This is a genomic window from Acidovorax sp. SDU_ACID1 (assembly GCF_045291395.1).
GTDB lineage: Bacteria > Pseudomonadota > Gammaproteobacteria > Burkholderiales > Burkholderiaceae_C > MR-S7.
Genome location: NZ_CP152342.1, coordinates 168793 through 186206, shown reverse-complemented (window position 1 = coordinate 186206; position 17414 = coordinate 168793). Strand labels below are relative to the sequence as shown.

The window sequence follows — 17414 nt, the reverse complement described above, 5'->3', positions numbered from 1 at the left end:
ATGAAGACCATGAAACTCCTCCCCACCCTGCTCGCCGCCGCGGCCCTCTCCACCAGCCTGGGCGCCAGCGCGCAGGACGCGGCGATCCGCAAGACCCTGGGCGAACGCATCCCCCAGTTGCAGCAGATCGACGAAGTGCGCCCCACGCCGATGAAGGGCCTGTACGAGGTGCGCATCGGCACCGACCTGTTCTACACCGACGCCCAGGGCAACTACCTGATCCAGGGCGAGCTGATCGACACCAAGGCGCGGCGCAACCTCACCGAGGACCGCATCAACAAGCTGACGGCGGTGGACTTCAAGGCGCTGCCCCTGCAGGACGCGTTCACCGTGGTGCGCGGCGACGGCAGCCGCAAGCTGGCCGTGTTCGAGGACCCGAACTGCGGCTACTGCAAGCGCTTCGAGAAGGACATGCAGAACGTGGACAACGTGACCGTCTACATGTTCCTCTACCCCATCCTCAGTCCCGACTCGGCCGAGAAGTCGCGCAACATCTGGTGCGCCAAGGACCGGGTGGCCGCGTGGGACGACCACATGCTGCGCGACAAGGTGCCCGCCGCCGCGAGCTGCGACACCTCGGCGCTGCAGCGCAACCTGGCGTTCGGGCGCAAGCACAAGATCACCGGCACGCCCACGCTGATCTTCAGCGACGGCTCGCGCGTGCCCGGCGCCATCGGCGCGCAGGAAGTGGAGCGCCGCCTGGCCGAGGTCGCCAGCAGCAAGTAGCCGGGCGGGCAGCGCGTGCCGCTCCTTATTCAGGAGCTGGTTGCGCTTTCACGCATTGGGTTTCGGATAGAAAACCCATTGAAACCCTTGCTAGCCAAGCGCAAGCAGCTCCTGAATCGATACCGCCATGGCGCCCATCCACTACCGCATCGACCCCGCGCAGCAGCACGCCCACCTCTACCGAGTCACCCTCACGGTGGCCCGGCCCGCCGCTGGGCAGGAGCTGTCGCTGCCCGTGTGGATCCCCGGCAGCTACCTGGTGCGCGAGTTCTCCAAGAACCTGCAGTCGCTGCGCGCCAGCCAGGGCGGCGCCGAGGTGGCGCTGGAGCAGCTGGACAAACACCGCTGGCGCGCGCGCTGCCGCCCCGGCAAGCCGCTGGTGCTGGAGTACGAGGTGGCCGCCTACGACACCTCCGTGCGCACCGCGTGGCTGGACGCCACGCGCGGCTTCTTCAACGGCACCAGCCTGTGCCTGCGCGTGCACGGCCAGGAAGACCAGCCGCACGACCTGGAGGTGGTGCGCCCGCGCGCCATGGCCGGCTGGTCGCTGGCCACGGGCCTGCCCGCGCACCACACTGCGCGCTCGGGCTTCGGCACCTACCGCGCGCACGGCTATGACGAGCTGGTGGACTGCCCCGTGGAAATGGGCCCGTTCTGGAGCATCCGCTTCACCGCGCGCGGCGTGCCGCACCGGCTGGTAGTCGCGGGCGCGGCGCCCTCGTTCGACGGCAAGCGCCTGGTCCGCGACGTGCGGCGCATCTGCGAGGAGGCCATCGCCTTCTGGCACGGCGAAGGCCGCCCGCCCTTCGCCAGCTACGTGTTCCTGCTCAATGTGGTGCACGACGGCTACGGCGGGCTGGAGCACCGCAACTCCACCGCCCTCATCTGCGGCCGGCGCGACCTGCCGCGCGTGGGCCAGAGCGACAAGGAGCTGCAGGCGAGCGAAGGCTACACCCAGCTGCTGGGCCTCATCAGCCACGAATACTTCCACACCTGGAACGTCAAGCGCCTGCGCCCGCAGGAATTCGCCCAGTACGACTACACACGCGAGAACTACACCGAGCTGCTGTGGTTCTTCGAAGGCTTCACCAGCTACTACGACGACCTGCTGCTGCGCCGCGCCGGCCTGATCGACCACGCCACCTACCTGCGCCTGCTCGCCAAGACCGCCAACCAGGTGCTGCAGACGCCCGGCCGCCATGTGCAAAGCGTGGCCCAGGCCAGCTTCGACGCCTGGGTCAAGTACTACCGCCAGGACGAGAACACGCCCAACGCCACGGTGAGCTACTACACCAAGGGCGCGCTGGTCGCCCTGTGCCTCGACCTCGCCCTGCGCCGCGAAGGCCGCACCACGCTCGACGCGGTGATGCGCGCCCTGTGGCAGCACACCGGCGCGGGCCCCATGGCCGAGGCCGACCTGCTCGCGCAGCTGCGCACGCTCTCGGGCCGGGACTGGTCCGCCGAGATCGCCCAGTGGGTGCACGGCACCGGCGAGCTGCCCCTGGCCAAGCTGCTGGCCGCCCACGGCCTGCGGCTGCAGGCCGACACCGCACAGCTCGCCCAGCGCCTGGGCCTGCGCGTGCAGGAAAGCGCCGGCCTGCAAATCAAGGCCGTGCTGCGCGGCGGCGCGGCCGAAGCCGCCGGCTTCATGGCCGGCGACGAATGGCTGGCCGTGGAAACCCCGGGCGAGGCCTGGCGCGTGCACAAGCTCGACGACGTGCCGCTCTACGCGGGCAACACCAGCCAAATCAACGCCCAGGTCACCGCCCTGGTGGCGCGCGACCGGCGCCTGCTGCGCCTGCCGCTCACGCTGCCGGCGGCCGGCACCACGGGCGACACGGTGCGCATCGACGTGTCCGACGCCAGCATCGCCCAGCAATGGCTTGGGTATAGTCAGCCGGTTTGAACCACTACACACCGGAGAACAGCACCTTGGCCTACGAATGCATCGAAGTCCGCACCGAAGCGGACAAGGTCGGCGTCATCACGCTCAACCGCCCCAAGCAGCTCAACGCCCTCAACGACCAGCTCATGAACGAGCTGGGCGAGGCTCTGAAGGCCTTCGATGCCGACGAGAAGATCGGCTGCATCGTCCTCACGGGCAGCGAGAAGGCCTTCGCCGCCGGTGCCGACATCGGCGCCATGGCCAAGTACAGCTTCGCCGACGCCTACAAGGGCGACTACATCACGCGCAACTGGGAGCAGATTCGCCTGATCCGCAAGCCCGTCATCGCCGCCGTCAGCGGCTACGCCCTGGGCGGCGGCTGCGAGCTGGCCATGATGTGCGACTTCATCATCGCCGCCGACAACGCCAAGTTCGGCCAGCCCGAGATCAAGCTGGGCGTGATCCCCGGCGCGGGCGGCACGCAGCGCCTGCCGCGCGCCGTGGGCAAGGCCAAGGCCATGGACATGGCCCTCACCGCCCGCATGATGGACGCCCAGGAAGCCGAGCGCGCCGGGCTGGTCAGCCGCGTCGTGCCCATGGACAAGCTCATGGAAGAAGCCCTGGGCGCCGCCCTGGTCATCTGCGGCTTCTCGCAGATCGCCGTGATGGCCGCCAAGGAAACCGTGAACCGCGCCTTCGAGGGCACCCTGTCCGACGGCCTGATGTACGAGCGCCGCCTGTTCCACGCGCTGTTCGCCACGCAGGACCAGAAGGAAGGCATGGACGCCTTCGTGAACAAGCGCGCCGCAAATTTCACGCACCAGTGATTTTTTAGGCTATAATCTCGCGCTTCGGTGGTATAGCTCAGTTGGTTAGAGCGCAGCATTCATAATGCTGATGTCCCAGGTTCAAGTCCCGGTACCACCACCACACAACGAGAAACCCGCAGTACCCTAGGTGCTGTGGGTTTTTTTCTTGTGGCCCTCTCGTCAACAGCCCCTGGATACACACCATGACACGCTGCCCCCCGCTGTCCGCCCTGGCCACACTGGCATTGGCCGCCACGCTGGCCCTGCCCCTGGCGGCACAGGCGCAACAGGCGCCCCCTCCCGCCGGTCAGCGCACCTTCCCCGAAGCCGCGCAGCGCGGCACCCTGAAGATCGTGAACGGCACCAGCGCGGAGCTCAACGGCAAGCCCATCCGCCTGGCGCCCGGCCTGCGCATCTTCACGCCCCAGAACGCCCTGGTGTTCGCCCACACCCTGGCTGGCAAATCCCTAAAGGTGAACTACGTGATCGAGGCCAGCACCGGCATGCTGCACACTGCCTGGATCCTGACCGAGGCCGAGGCCAAGCAGCCGCGCAAGAGCAGCGGCGCCACGGTCACCAACATCCGCACCGGTACGTGAGGCGCGCCATGACCAAGAAAGTCTTCATCAAGACCTTCGGCTGCCAGATGAACGAGTACGACTCGGACAAGATGGCCGACGTGATGCAGGCCGCCGAAGGCTACGAGCCCACGCAGGATATCGACGAGGCCGACCTGATCCTGTTCAACACCTGCTCGGTGCGCGAGAAGGCGCAGGAGAAGGTGTTTTCCGACCTGGGCCGCGTCAAGCACCTGAAGGAGCGCGGCGTGCTCATCGGCGTGGGCGGCTGCGTGGCCAGCCAGGAGGGCGAAGAGATCATCAAGCGCGCGCCCTACGTGGACGTGGTCTTCGGCCCGCAGACGCTGCACCGCCTGCCCGAACTGCTGGCCGCGCGCGCGGCCAAGGCGCGGCCGCAGGTGGACATCAGCTTCCCCGAGATCGAGAAGTTCGACCACCTGCCGCCCGCGCGCGTGGAGGGCGCGAGCGCCTTCGTCTCCATCATGGAAGGCTGCTCCAAGTACTGCAGCTACTGCGTGGTGCCCTACACGCGCGGCGAGGAGGTGAGCCGCCCGTTCGACGACGTGCTGGTCGAGGTGGCGGGCCTGGCCGACCAGGGCGTGAAGGAAGTGACGCTGCTGGGCCAGAACGTGAACGCCTACCTGGGCGCGATGGGCGACACGGCGGAGAAAGCCGACTTCGCCCTGCTGCTCGAATACGTGGCCGAGATCCCCGGCATCGAGCGCATCCGCTACACCACGAGCCACCCCAACGAATTCACGCCCCGGCTGATCGAAGCGTATGCGCGGATCCCGAAGCTCGTCAGCCACCTGCACCTGCCCGTGCAGCACGGCTCAGACCGTATCCTCATGGCGATGAAGCGCGGCTACACGGCCATGGAATACAAGAGCACCATCCGCAAGCTGCGCGCCATCCGCCCCGACATGGCGATGAGCAGCGACTTCATCGTGGGCTTCCCCGGCGAGACGGAGGAAGACTTCCAGAAGATGATGAAGCTGATCCACGACGTGCGCTTCGACAACTCCTTCAGCTTCATCTTCAGCCCGCGCCCCGGCACGCCCGCGGCCAACCTGCCCGACGACACGCCGCACGACGTGAAGCTGCGCCGGCTGCAGGAGCTGCAGGCCGTCATCAACCAGAACATCAAGGACATCAGCGAGGAGCGCGTAGGCACCGTGCAGCGCCTGCTGGTCGAGGGCGCATCCAAGCGCGACGGCGGCGAGCTGATGGGCCGCACCGAGTGCAACCGCGTCGTCAACTTCCCCGGCCACCCGCGCCTGATCGGCCAGATGGCCGACGTGCGCATCACCGAGGCCCGCACCTACACCCTGCGCGGCGAAGTGCTCACGGCCGAGGCGGTGCACGCGGCGGCATGAGGCCTTTCGCCGGCCTGTCCTTCCAGCAGTTGCTGCTGCTGGCTTTCGTGTGGATAGGCACGCTGCTCGGCGCCAGCTCCCTGCGGGCGCTGTTCACGCTGGAGCAGCTCATGCTGCAAAGCCGCCAGGGCGCGGCCGAGGCCATCGCGCTCTCCACCACGGCGCAGAGCCTGGGCGTGCACAGCCAGAGCCTGGAGCGCGCCGCCCGGCAGTCGCTGGTGCTGGCCGACGCGGGCCTGCGCCGCCGCTTCGAGGAGGGCACCGGCGAGGCCCTGGCCCTGCTGCAGCGGCTGCAGGCCAGCGGCCTGCAAAGCGAGGTGGCCGAGCGCTGGCGCATGCACCTGGCCGAGGTGGCTGCCCTGCTCGCCGGCCCCAAGGCCCAGTCGCTGGAGAACGAGCGCGCGGCCGCGGCCCTGTTCCTGGAGATCGACGCGCTCAACACGCTGATCGCCCAGCAGGTGCAGGACATCAACACCCGCCGCAGCAGCACGCTGCAGGACCAGATCGAGGCCAGCCGCCGCTCGGTCACGCACCAGGTGGTGGGCGTGATCGTGCTGGCGCTGGTGCTGGCGCTGGCGTTGGGCATCGGCCTGGCGCGCCCCTTCAAGCGGCTGGAGCGCGCCATCCGCCGCCTGGGCGAGAACGCGCTGGACCGGCCCGTGGACATCGCCGGCCCGGCCGACGTGCGGCGCGTGGGCCAGCAGCTCGAATGGCTGCGCGTGCGCCTGCTGGAACTGGACGCGGACAAGGCGCGCTTCCTGCGCCACGTGTCGCACGAGCTCAAGACGCCCCTGGCCTCCCTGCGCGAGGGCGTGGCCCTGCTGCAGGACGGCGTGACCGGCGCGCTGAACGCCGAGCAGCGCGAGGTGGTGGGCATCCTGCACCAGAATACGCTGGCGCTGCAGGGCGAGATCGAGGCCCTGCTGCGCTTCAACGCCGCTGCCTTCGAGGCGCGCCAGCTGCACCGCCGCCCCACCGACCTGCTGGCCCTGCTGGAGGCGCAGGTGGAAGCCCAGCGCCTGCAATGGCAGGCGCGCCGGCTGCAGGTCGTCGTCGAAGGCCCGTCGGTGGAGTTGCCGCTGGACGCGGAGAAAATCGCCTCTGCCGTGGGCAACCTGCTGTCCAACGCCATCCGCTTCTCGCCCGAGGGCGGCGTGATCCGCATCACCCTCACGCGCCAGCCCGGATGCGTGCGTGTGGACTTCATGGACCAGGGGCCCGGAGTGCACGAGAATGACCGCTCGCGCATCTTCGAACCCTTCTACCGCGGCGTGCGCCAGCCGGCCGACGCCGCGCGCGGCTCGGGCATCGGCCTGTCCATCGTCCAGGAATACATCCAGGCCCACGGCGGGCGCGTCGAGGTGGTGCAGGACGGCCCGCGCACTTTCTTCCGCATCGAGCTTGTGCAATGAAACGACAACCCCTTGAGGCCTTCCGCTCCGCAGTCCTCCTCGCGGCCATGCTGCTCGCAGGCTGCGGCGCCTGGGCACCGCGCGCCCAGGAGCGGCCGCAGGCCGTGGAAACCGTGCCCGCCACACCGCCTGCCCCGCCGCCGCCTGCCCCCGTGCAGCCGCAGCCGCAGCCGGACGAGGAGACTCCCGCCGCCATCGAGCCGCCGCCGCTCAAGGACATCCTGGCCTACGCCCACCGCGCGGCCCGCTTCACGCCCGCCGAGCTGGCGGCCGAGCTCGCGCGGCTCACGCCGCAGCAGGACGCCTCGGCCCAGCAGCAGCTGGAGCTAGCCCTGGCCCTGGGCCAGACGCGCCAGCCGGCCGACACGGCCCGCGCCCTGGCCCTGGTGCAGCGCGTGATCGCGCGCAGCGACGGCCCCCCGCCTACCGCGCGCTGGCACGCCTGCTGGAAAACTTCTACCTGCAGCAGCGCCGCCTGGAAGACCAGGCCGACCGCCAGGCCCAGCAGGTCAAAGAACTGCAGCGCAAGACCGACCAACTGAACGAGCGCCTGGAGGCCATGCGCGCCATCGAGCGCAGCCTGAACACCCGCCCGCCCACCAACGGCAGGTAACGCCATGCCCCACACCCACGCGCACAAGCCCCGCATCCTCGTCGTGGACGACGACGCCGACATGCTGCGCCTGCTGTCGCTGCGCCTGGCCGCCAGCGGCTACGAGATCACCACCGCCGGCTCCGCCGAGGAGGCCCTGGCCCAGTTGGAGCTGGCGCGCCCGCAGCTCGTGCTGAGCGACGTGCGCCTGCCCGGCCGCGACGGGCTGGCCCTGTTCGACGAGGTGCGCACGCGCCACCCCGCGCTGCCGGTGATCCTGCTCACGGCCCACGGCACCATCCCCGACGCGGTGGAGGCCACCGCGCGCGGCGTGTTCACCTACCTCACCAAGCCCTACGACGCGCAGGAGCTGCTGGACAAGGTGCAGCAGGCCCTGGCGCTGAGCGCCCCGGCGCCCGCCAGCCCGCACGCCAGCGAAACCTGGCGCAGCGCCATCGTCAGCCGCTCCGCGCGCATGGCCGACCTGCTGGCCGAGGCGCACATGGTGGCGCGCTCGGACGCCAGCGTGCTGCTGCTGGGCGACAGCGGCAGCGGCAAGGAGCTGCTGGCCCGCGCCATCCACCGCGCCAGCCCGCGCGCCGCGCGGCCCTTCGTGGCGGTGAACTGCGGCGCCATTCCCGAGGCGCTGCTGGAGTCCGAGCTGTTCGGCCACGTCAAGGGCGCGTTCACCGACGCGGTGAGCCACCACAAGGGCCTGTTCCAGGCGGCCGACGGCGGCACGCTGCTGCTAGACGAGATCGGCGACATGCCGCTGGCGCTGCAGGTCAAGCTGCTGCGCGTGCTGCAGGAGCGCGCGGTGCGCCCCGTGGGCGCGGCCCAGGCCACGGCCGTGGACGTGCGCATCATCTCCGCCACGCACCGCGACCTGGAAGAGGCCATGGCCGCGGGCCTGTTCCGCGAAGACCTGTTCTACCGCCTGAACGTGGTCACGCTGCAGCTTCCCACGCTGGCCGAGCGGCGCGAGGACATCCCGCTGCTGGCCAACCACTTCCTGCACACGCTGGCCGCCAAGTACGGCAAGCGCCTGTCGGGCTTCTCGCCCGAGGCGCTCAAGGCCCTGGCCGCCGCGCCCTGGCCCGGCAACGTGCGCCAGCTCTACAACGTGGTCGAGCAGGCGTGCGCGCTGTCCACCACGCCGCTGGTGCCGCTTACCCTGGTGCAGCGCGCGCTGCGCACGCCCACGGTGCAGGTGCTCAGCCTGGCCGAGGCGCGCCAGCGCTTCGAACGCGGCTACCTCGTGGACCTGCTCAAGATGACCGACGGCAGCGTGGCCGATGCGGCGCGGCTCGCCCAGCGCAACCGCACCGAGTTCTACCGTCTGCTGCAAAAGCACGGGCTTACGCCCGGGCATTTCAAGGGCGAAGGGGACGCAGGCCCGCCTGTCGCCGAAGAGCGACAGGGCTAAGTCCTTGATCTGGCTGGCTTCTCGGCCCTTCCCCTTCGGGGCGTCGCCCTTTGGCGACAAAAGGGCGGCTTTCAGGGCCCCGCAGCGCCGCTGTACATGCGCTTACAGCACGGATCCATCCCAAGCTGTTGATACACAAGGTTTTTTCCAGGCTGGCACAGGGTTTGCCCTATCGCCAGCATGCACAAGACCGCCACCTCCTCCCAGCCCTACCGCCCTGCCGCCGTGGCGCGCCGTGGCGCCAGCTATCCGCGGCCCGTGGTCTCGCAGCGGAGCCTGCTGCGCGAAGAGCGCCACCCCAACGCCGTCACCGCGCCGCCCGTGCACCGCGGTTCCATGGCACCGCAGCCGTGGCGGGGGTTCTGGAACAGCATCGGCACCGCGATGCTCATACGCCTGACCGGCCGCAAGGCCACTGCCAGCGACACCGCCCCGCGCGCGCCCTGGCAGGACGCCGCGCAGCGGCGCCGGCAGGTGTTTTTGGCCTTCACGCTGCTGTGCAGCGCGGCGGCCACCTCCCTGTTCGCGCAGGTGCAGCCCGCCTACGACAGCGCCTGGCTCGAATACGGCCAGCTGGCGCTGTTCGCGCTGCTGTCCGCCTGGGTGGTGAGCGGCTTCACCACCGCCGTCATGGGCGCCTGGGTGATGCTGCGCGGCGACCCGCACGCGCTGTCGGCGCGCAGCGTGGCCGGCCACGGCCTGAGCCCCGATGCGCGCACCGCCATCGTCATGCCGATCTGCAACGAGGACGTAGCCACCGTCTTTGCCGGGCTGCGCGCCACCTGCGAATCGGTGGCGGCGACAGGGCATGGAACCACGTTCGACGTGTTCGTGCTGTCCGACACCTCCGACCCGCAGGTCGCCGCCGCCGAGCGCGCCGCCTGGGAGGAACTGCGTTCGGTCCTGGCCGCCCACCCGGCCCAGCCCCAGGTCGAGGTCTATTACCGCCTGCGCGCGCGCCGCACGCACCGCAAGGCCGGCAACGTGGCCGACTTCTGCCGCCGCTGGGGCAAGGACTACCGCTACATGGTGGTGCTCGACGCCGACAGCGTGATGAGCGGCGAGTGCATCGTCACCCTCGCCCAGCTCATGGAAGCCCACCCGCGCGCCGGCATCATCCAGACCGCCACGCAGGCCGTGGGCCACGTCACGCTGCATGCACGCGCGCAGCAGTTCGCCTCGCGCGTCACCGGGCGCCTGTTCACGCTGGGCATGCAGTTCTGGCAGCTGGGCGAGTCGCACTACTTCGGCCACAACGCCATCATCCGCGTGGAGCCGTTCATGGCGCACTGCGCGCTCGCGCCCATTCAGGGCAAGGGGGCCTGGCCGGCGGCATCCTGTCGCACGACTTCGTCGAGGCCGCGCTCATGCGCCGCGCGGGCTACCACGTGTGGCTGGCCGCCGACCTCGTGGGCAGCTACGAGCAGCAGCCGCCCGACCTGCTGGCCGAACTGCAGCGCGACCGCCGCTGGTGCCAGGGCAACCTGCAGAACGCCCGCCTGATGGCCGAGCCCGGCATGCACCCCGTGCACCGCGCCATGTTCGCCACGGGCGCCATGTCCTACCTGTCGGCGCCGTTGTGGCTGGCCTTCATCACCTTCGGCACGGCCCTGTGGCTGTCGGGCGCGCCGCTGGTGGCGAGCTGGTCCGTTCTGCCCGGCGAGCTGTTGGCCCTGTGGGCATGGACGCTGTGCATGCTGTTCCTGCCGCGCATGCTGGGCGTGGCCGCCGTGCTGCTGCGCGGCGAGCAGCGCCGCTACGGCGGCACCTTCGCCCTGCTGCGCAGCGCCCTGCTGGAGAGCATGCTGGCCATCCTGCAGGCGCCCATCCGCATGCTGGCGCACTCGCTATTCGTGCTGGTGGCGCTCACCGGCCTGAAGCTGGAATGGAAGTCTCCTCCGCGCGAAGCGGCCGCCGTGCCCTGGCGCGAGGCCGCCGCCCGGCTGGCGCCGATGACCGCCGTGGTGGGCCTGCTGGCCGCCGGCATCGCCTTCATCGACGGCAGCGCGCTGGTCTGGCTGCTGCCCGTGGGCCTGCCGCTGGCGCTGGCCATCCCGCTGGCGGTGGTGACCAGCCAGATCCGCCTGGGCGAGGCCGCGCGCACGCGCCGGCTGCTGCTGATCCCGGAAGAGGCCTGGTCCCCGCACGTGCTGCGCCGGGCCCGGCTGCATGCCCACCAGTTCGCGCAGCCCGCACTGAAGGCGGCCTGAAGCATCAAAAAAGGAGCTGCTTGCGCTTGCTACAAGCCGGCTTCAGATAGTTTTCTATCTGAAAACCAGGATTAGCAAGCGCAAGCAGCTCCTTTTTGAGAGCTACCGCAGCTGTATCTAGAACCGCGGCATGCCGCCCATGCCGGGCAGCCCGCCCTTCATGCCGCCGAGCTTCTTCATCATCTTCATCAGGCCGCCGCCCTTCATCTTCTTCATCATGCCCTGCATCTGACTGAACTCGTTGAGCAGGCGGTTGACGTCCTGCACCTGCACGCCCGCGCCGGCGGCGATGCGCTTCTTGCGCGTAGCCTTGATGAGGTCAGGCTTGCGGCGCTCGAGCGCGGTCATGCTGCAGATGATGCCTTCCTTGCGGCGGATGTCGCGCTCGGCCTTGTCCATGTCCACCTGGCCAGCCTTGGCCGTGAGTTCCGAGGGCAGCTTGTCCATGAGGCTGGACAGCCCGCCCATCTGCTTCATCTGCTGGAGCTGGGCCAGGAAGTCGTTGAGGTCGAACCCGTCGCCGCTCTTGACCTTGGCGGCGAGCTTCTGCGCGGCTTCCAGGTCCACGCCGGCCGTGACCTGCTCGACCAGCGCCACGATGTCGCCCATGCCCAGGATGCGGCCCGCGTGGCGCTCGGCGTCGAACACCTCCAGGCCGTCGATCTTCTCGGACACGCCGGCGAACTTGATGGGCGCGCCCGTCACCTGCCGCACCGACAGGGCCGCGCCGCCGCGCGAGTCGCCGTCCAGCTTGGTGAGCACGATGCCGGTCAGCGGCAGCGCCTCCTTGAAGGCCTTGGCGGTGTTGATCGCGTCCTGGCCCTGCATGGCATCGACCACGAACAGCGTCTCGACCGGGTTCAGCACCGCGTGCAGGTCCTGGATCTCGCGCATCAGCACCTCGTCGATGGCCAGGCGGCCGGCGGTGTCGACGAGCAGCACGTCGAAGTAGTGCTTCTTCGCGTAGTCCAGCGCGGCGGTGGCGATGTCGCGCGGCTTCTGGTCGGGCGTGCTGGGGAACCACTCGGCGCCGGCCTGCCTGGTGACGGTCTTGAGCTGCTCGATGGCCGCCGGGCGGTACACGTCGCCCGAGACGGTGAGCACCTTCTTCTTGCGCTTTTCCTGCAGGTGCTTGGCCAGCTTGGCCGTGGTCGTGGTCTTGCCCGCGCCCTGCAGGCCAGCCATCAGGATGACGGCGGGCGGCTGGGCGTTGAGGTTGATGTCGGCCACGCCCTCGCCCATGGTGGCGGCGAGCTCCTTGTTGACGATGCCCACCAGCGCCTGGCCGGGCTTCAGGCTGCCCAGCACCTCCTGGCCCAGCGCTTTCTCCTTGACGCGCGCGATGAAGTCGCGCACCACGGGCAGGGCCACGTCGGCTTCGAGCAGCGCCATGCGCACCTCGCGCAGCATGTCCTGCACGTTGGATTCGGTGATGCGGGCCTGGCCGCGCATCTCCTTGACGAGACGGGTGAGTTTGTCGGTGAGCGCGGAGGCCATGGAAAAGTGCTCCAGATGCATCGGCACGGGCGCAGCGCCGTGCCGGCGGCCACCCCGTCAACAGCATGGTGGGCGGCTAAACTGCGAAGTCTATGATTTTACCCAGTGCATCTCCGCTCGGCTGGCTGCTGGCACTGGCCACCGCCGTGGCCTACGTGCTTCCCGCGGCGCTGGCGCCGCGCGCCGGCGCCGCCGGCCGCCTGGCCATGGCGCCCGCCTGGGTGCTGCACGCCGCCGCGCTGGCCTGGGGGCTACTGCTGGACGGCACGCCGCACTTCGGCTTCGCCCCCGCGCTGTCGATGACGGCCTGGCTGGTGCTCACCACCTATGCGGTGGAGCGCCAGCTGTTCCCGCAGATGCGCGCGCGCTGGGCCCTGTCCGCGCTGGGCGGCATCGCGGTGCTCGCGGCCGCCGCCTTCCCCGGCCTGCCGCTGCACGGCACGGCCTCGCCCTGGCTGCCGCTGCACCTCACGCTGGGCATCGCCTGCTACGGGCTGTTCGCGGCGGCCGTGGTCCACGCCTGGCTCATGGGCCGTGCCGAGCGGCAGATCCGCCTGGCCGCGGACTCCCAGAGCGGCATTCCGCTGCTGACGCTGGAGCGCCTCACCTTCCGCTTCGTCATGGCGGGCTTCGTGCTGCTGTCGGCCACGCTGGTCGCGGGCTGGGCCTTCGGCGAGCAGCTCTACGGCCGCGCCTGGCGCTGGGACCACAAGGCCATCTTCTCGCTGCTGGCCTGGATCACGTTCGCCGTGCTGCTGCTCGGGCGCTCGCGCTTCGGCTGGCGCGGGCGCAGCGCCGTGCGCGTGCTCTACGCGGGCGCGGCGCTGCTGCTGCTGGCCTACGTGGGCTCGCGCTTCGTGCTGGAGGTCGTCCTGGGACGCGGCGCATGAAATACCTCGTCCTCTTCGCGGTGCTGGCCGTCGTCTACGCCATCTGGCGCAGCCAGCGCAGCCTGCCTCCCGAGAAAACGCCCCGCCCGCCCGCCGCCGGCCCTCGCGCCGCGCCGCAGGACATGGTGACCTGCGCGCACTGCGGCCTGCACGTGCCGCAAAGCGAAGCGCTGCGCAAGGGCGCGCGCAGCTACTGCTGCCCGGCCCACCGCGACCAGGGTGCATCGGCGTGAGCGGCCACGCCATGCCTGCAGCCACCGACAACACCCCCTTCCTGCGCCTGTGGACCGGTTTCCTGACGGCACGCGTCATGGTGGCGCTGGCCCTGCTGGCGCTGCAGTTGCTGGGCCTGGCGCTCAACCAGCAGGGCGAGCCCGCGCTGCTGGCCACCAGCTTCGGCTACCTCGTGGCCACTGCAGCGCTGCGCATCCTCGCGCGGCACGCCCCGCCAAACCCGCAGCCCGGCATCCAGTGGCTGCCCTCCATCGGCGTGGACATCCTGCTGGTCAGCAGCCTGCAGTGGCTGCAGCAATCGGGCGCGATGAACTTCACGCCCCTCTTCGGCCTGCCCATCCTGATGGCGGGCGTGCTGGGCACGCTGACCCTGGCGCTGGGCACCACCGCCGGGGTCACGCTGCTGCTGCTGGCCTGGGCCTGGTGGCTGGGCGGGCAAAGCGGCGCGGACAACACCCAGCGCTACCTGCAGACGGCCCTGACCGGCACCGGCTACTTCATCGTCGCCTACCTCGTGCACCAGCTGGCCACCCGGCTGACGAGCGAGCAGCAGGTGGCACACCGCAGCCAGATGGACGCGCGCACCCAGACGGCGGTGAGCGCCCTGGTCATCCAGCACGTGGCCGACGGCGTGCTGGTGCTGGACCGCGCGGGGCTGGTGCGCCTGGCCAACCCTGCGGCGCTGCAGCTGCTGGGCAGCGAGGCGCAGGCCCGCGTGCCCTTCGTGCTGGCGGACGCGCCCGCCTGGAAGCCGCTGGCGGAGCTGGCGCACCATGCATTCGTCCGGGCGCAGCCGCAGACCGCCGACCTGAGCATCCTCCACGAGAGCCAGAGCCCCATGGGGCTGCGCGTGCGCGCCTGGCTCACCGCCGGCGCAGCGGAGGACGGTGAGCCGCTGTGCGTGATGTTCCTGCACGACCTGCGCGAGATGGAAGCGCGGCTGCGCACGGAAAAGCTCGCCGCCATGGGCCGCATGTCGGCGGCGGTCGCGCACGAGATCCGCAACCCGTTGGCGGCCATCGCCCAGGCCAACGAGCTGCTGGACGAGGAACTGACCGACCCCGGCCACAAGCGCCTGTCGCACATGGTGCGGCAGAACGCCGAACGCCTCGTGCGCATCACGGAGGATGTGCTCGATATCGCCCGCGTGCAGCACCAGATCAGCCACAGCGCCTCCACCACCCTGGCGCTGGACGCCATGGTGCTGCAGGCATGGCAGGACTGGCAGTCGCACGACCCCGCGCGGCGCCGGGCGCAGCTGGTGCTGGACGCGGGCGCCGCGCAGGTCGAGTTCGACCCCGAGCACCTGCGGCGCGTGCTGGTGAACCTGCTGGACAACGCCCTGCGCTACATGGGCCCCGAGCCCGATTCGCTCTACATCACCACGCGCGCCACCGCCGCCGGCAAGGCGGGCCTGCAGGTCTGGAGCGACGGCGCCCCGCTGGACAAGTCGGTGGAGCGGCACCTGTTCGAGCCCTTCTTCTCGTCGGAGAGCCGCTCCAGCGGCCTGGGCCTGTACATCTGCCGCGAGCTGTGCCAGCGCCACGGCGCCTCCATCGGCTACCAGCGCATCACCCGGCACCTGGCGCGCGGCCCGGTGCCGGGCAACGCCTTCACCGTCACGTTCCGCGGCACCAGCCGGCCCGCGGACACCACCGCTTCGCTGTTTGACACAATCGTGGTCTGATGTCTGCCTCCGCCACCGCCAATGCCTCCATCCTCGTCGTGGACGACGAGCCCGACCTGCGCACGCTGTACGAGCTGACGCTGCTGCGCGAAGGCTACCGCGTGGAGACCGCCGCCAGCGTGAGCGAGGCGCGCCAGCAGCTGCAGGTGCAGCGCTTCGATGCGGTGATCACCGACATGCGCCTGCCCGACGGCTTCGGCATGGAACTGCTGCGCGACCTGCGCGACCAGCAGCGCCGCGAGCGCTGCGTGGTCATGACCGCCTACGGCTCGGCCGAGAACGCCGTGGAGGCGCTGCGCTCAGGCGCGTTCGACTACCTGACCAAGCCGGTGGACCTGAAGCAGTTCCGCGCCGTCGTGGCCTCGGCGGTGCAAGGCATGGGCGGCGTGCTGCAGCCGCGTGCGCCCCGGCCCGGCCACCCCCCGGCCTCCAGCACGTGGACAGAAACGCAGGACCCTGCGCTGCAAGGCCTCATCGGCGACTCCGAGCCCATGCGCAACGTGAAGCAGCGCATCGCCAAGGTGGCGCGCAGCATGGCGCCAGTGCTCATCCACGGCGAATCGGGCACGGGCAAGGAGCTGGTGGCGCGCGCCCTGCACGCCAGCAGCCAGCGCGCGGACGGGCCGCTCGTCGCCGTCAATTGCGGCGCGATTCCCGAAAACCTGCTCGAGGCGGAATTCTTCGGTGCGCGCAAGGGCTCGTACACCGGCTCCACGCAAGACCGTGACGGCTACTTCCAGGCAGCCCGGGGCGGCACGCTGTTCCTCGACGAGATCGGCGACCTGCCCCTGGCCATGCAGTCCAAGCTACTGCGCGCCATCCAGGAGCGCAGCGTGCGCCCGCTGGGCTCCACGCAGGAAGAATCGGTGGACGTGCGCATCGTCAGCGCCACGCACCGCGACCTGGCGGCGGACGTGCAGGCCGGACGGTTCCGCCAGGACCTGTACTACCGGCTCAACGTGATCGAGCTGCTGATCCCCCCTCTGCGCGAGCGGCGCGAAGACCTGCCCGCGCTGTGCGAGGCCCTGCTGGCGCGCATCGCGCACGAGTCCGGCATCACGCCGCCCCGGCTGACCGACGCCGCGCTCCAGTGCATCGCCCAGCACCCGCTCACCGGCAACGTCCGCGAGCTGGAGAACCTGCTGCACCGTGCCGTCGCGCTGAGCGACGGCGGCGAGCTGCAGCTCGAATGCGCCAGCGAGGCACCGCCCTTCTGCCCCCTGCCGGCAGGGCAGGCACGACCCGCCGCCAGCTCCGTCGTGACGGCCGACATGCCGCTGCCCCACGACCTGCAGGCCTGGCTGGACCAGCAGGAGCGCGAGATCCTGGTGCGTGCGCTGCGCGAGGCCGGCTTCAACCGCACGGCCACCGCAGCGCGGCTGGGCATCAGTCTGCGCCAGATCCGCTACCGCATCGACCGGCTGAATATCGCCGTGCCCCAGGACGGCGACAGCCATGGCGAGACGGAGTGAGCGGCAGCCCCTGTGGAGCGGCGGGTGGTACCGCCCCGCGCGCCACGCCGCATCGCCCAACTTCGGCCCCCGGCCCGCAGGCGCCGAGATCGACCTGATCGTGGTGCACTCGATCAGCCTGCCGCCAGGCCAATACGGCGGCACCGGCGTGCACGACCTGTTCACCAACCAGCTCGACTGGGACGCGCACCCCTACTACGGGCAGATCCGCGGACTGCAGGTGTCGTCCCACTTCTTCGTCACCCGGCAGGGCGCCCTTTGGCAATACGTGGACTGCGACCAGCGCGCCTGGCATGCAGGGCCCTCGCACTACCGGGGCCGCGGCGCCTGCAACGACGACTCCGTCGGCATCGAGCTCGAAGGTCTGGAGGGCTGCGGGTTCGAAGCCGCGCAGTACGCCGCGCTGCGCACTTTGTGCACAGCGCTCACACAGCGCTACCCCATCCGCTATCTCGCCGGGCATGAGCACATCGCCCCCGGCCGCAAGCACGATCCGGGAGCGGGGTTCGACTGGCATGCTCTGCGAAGCGCATTCGCCGGCACGGGCATCCTGCTGCCTCCTGGAACCCACTGACCCTTTTGAAAAAGGGTTTTGACGACACGCAGGCCGCATTCTGGCG

14 protein-coding genes, 1 tRNA gene and 1 pseudogene are annotated in these 17414 nt (G+C 70.2%); 15 read left to right on the top strand and 1 reads right to left on the bottom strand.

The window, feature by feature from the left end:
• Positions 1-9: 9 nt before the first annotated feature.
• The 10 genes and pseudogenes from AAG689_RS00830 to mdoH all read left to right on the top strand — a co-directional run bounded on the left by AAG689_RS00830 (position 10) and on the right by mdoH (position 11014).
• Complete coding sequence (locus tag AAG689_RS00830) at positions 10-726, top strand: DsbC family protein (protein WP_406624378.1); 717 nt, start codon at positions 10-12, stop codon at positions 724-726.
• Between the two features lie 127 nt (positions 727-853).
• Complete coding sequence (locus AAG689_RS00825) at positions 854-2632, top strand: M61 family metallopeptidase (RefSeq protein WP_406624377.1); 1779 nt, start codon at positions 854-856, stop codon at positions 2630-2632.
• Positions 2633-2658: 26 nt separating this feature from the next.
• On the top strand, positions 2659-3438 hold the full coding sequence (locus AAG689_RS00820; RefSeq protein WP_406624376.1) for an enoyl-CoA hydratase: 780 nt from the start codon (positions 2659-2661) through the stop codon (positions 3436-3438).
• 26 nt (positions 3439-3464) lie between these two features.
• Positions 3465-3541: transfer RNA gene (locus tag AAG689_RS00815), tRNA-Met, on the top strand.
• 82 nt (positions 3542-3623) lie between these two features.
• The gene (locus AAG689_RS00810; protein ID WP_406624375.1) at positions 3624-4019 is read left to right on the top strand and encodes a hypothetical protein; all 396 of its coding nucleotides are present in this window, start codon (positions 3624-3626) and stop codon (positions 4017-4019) included.
• Positions 4020-4027: 8 nt separating this feature from the next.
• Entirely contained in the window at positions 4028-5374 is a 1347-nt protein-coding gene (miaB, locus tag AAG689_RS00805; RefSeq protein WP_406624374.1) for a tRNA (N6-isopentenyl adenosine(37)-C2)-methylthiotransferase MiaB, read from the top strand.
• A complete protein-coding gene (locus AAG689_RS00800; RefSeq protein WP_406624373.1) occupies positions 5371-6786 on the top strand; it encodes a sensor histidine kinase in 1416 nt (471 codons plus the stop codon). Before miaB ends, AAG689_RS00800 begins: the two co-directional genes overlap by 4 nt.
• Positions 6783-7328: a hypothetical protein gene (locus tag AAG689_RS00795; RefSeq protein ID WP_406624372.1), complete on the top strand. Its 546-nt coding sequence runs from the start codon at positions 6783-6785 to the stop codon at positions 7326-7328. The genes AAG689_RS00800 and AAG689_RS00795 overlap by 4 nt, the downstream gene beginning before the upstream one ends.
• A gap of 75 nt (positions 7329-7403) precedes the next feature.
• Positions 7404-8804 carry a sigma 54-interacting transcriptional regulator gene (locus AAG689_RS00790; protein ID WP_406624371.1) on the top strand — a complete coding sequence of 467 codons (1401 nt, stop codon included), beginning with the start codon at positions 7404-7406 and terminating at the stop codon, positions 8802-8804.
• A 180-nt stretch (positions 8805-8984) separates the two neighbouring features.
• A pseudogene (gene mdoH, locus AAG689_RS00785) lies at positions 8985-11014 on the top strand (glucans biosynthesis glucosyltransferase MdoH).
• Between the two features lie 117 nt (positions 11015-11131).
• Here mdoH and ffh read toward each other — a convergent pair.
• Positions 11132-12511, bottom strand: a complete 1380-nt coding sequence (gene ffh, locus AAG689_RS00780; protein WP_020230856.1) for a signal recognition particle protein — start codon at positions 12509-12511, stop codon at positions 11132-11134.
• A 92-nt stretch (positions 12512-12603) separates the two neighbouring features.
• Between ffh and AAG689_RS00775 the strand changes: the two genes are divergently transcribed.
• Genes AAG689_RS00775 through ampD form a run of 5 tightly spaced genes read left to right on the top strand, consistent with a single transcriptional unit; the run spans position 12604 to position 17368 of the window.
• Positions 12604-13401, top strand: a complete 798-nt coding sequence (locus tag AAG689_RS00775; RefSeq protein ID WP_020230857.1) for an inner membrane protein YpjD — start codon at positions 12604-12606, stop codon at positions 13399-13401.
• Positions 13398-13634, top strand: a complete 237-nt coding sequence (locus tag AAG689_RS00770) for a PP0621 family protein (RefSeq protein WP_406624370.1) — start codon at positions 13398-13400, stop codon at positions 13632-13634. Before AAG689_RS00775 ends, AAG689_RS00770 begins: the two co-directional genes overlap by 4 nt.
• A gap of 11 nt (positions 13635-13645) precedes the next feature.
• A complete protein-coding gene (locus AAG689_RS00765) occupies positions 13646-15322 on the top strand; it encodes a sensor histidine kinase (RefSeq protein ID WP_406624369.1) in 1677 nt (558 codons plus the stop codon).
• Positions 15322-16794 (top strand): sigma-54-dependent transcriptional regulator, encoded by a 1473-nt coding sequence (locus AAG689_RS00760; RefSeq protein ID WP_406624368.1) that lies wholly within the window; start codon positions 15322-15324, stop codon positions 16792-16794. The genes AAG689_RS00765 and AAG689_RS00760 overlap by 1 nt, the downstream gene beginning before the upstream one ends.
• Positions 16778-17368 carry a 1,6-anhydro-N-acetylmuramyl-L-alanine amidase AmpD gene (gene ampD, locus AAG689_RS00755; RefSeq protein ID WP_406624367.1) on the top strand — a complete coding sequence of 197 codons (591 nt, stop codon included), beginning with the start codon at positions 16778-16780 and terminating at the stop codon, positions 17366-17368. Before AAG689_RS00760 ends, ampD begins: the two co-directional genes overlap by 17 nt.
• Positions 17369-17414 lie beyond the last annotated feature (46 nt).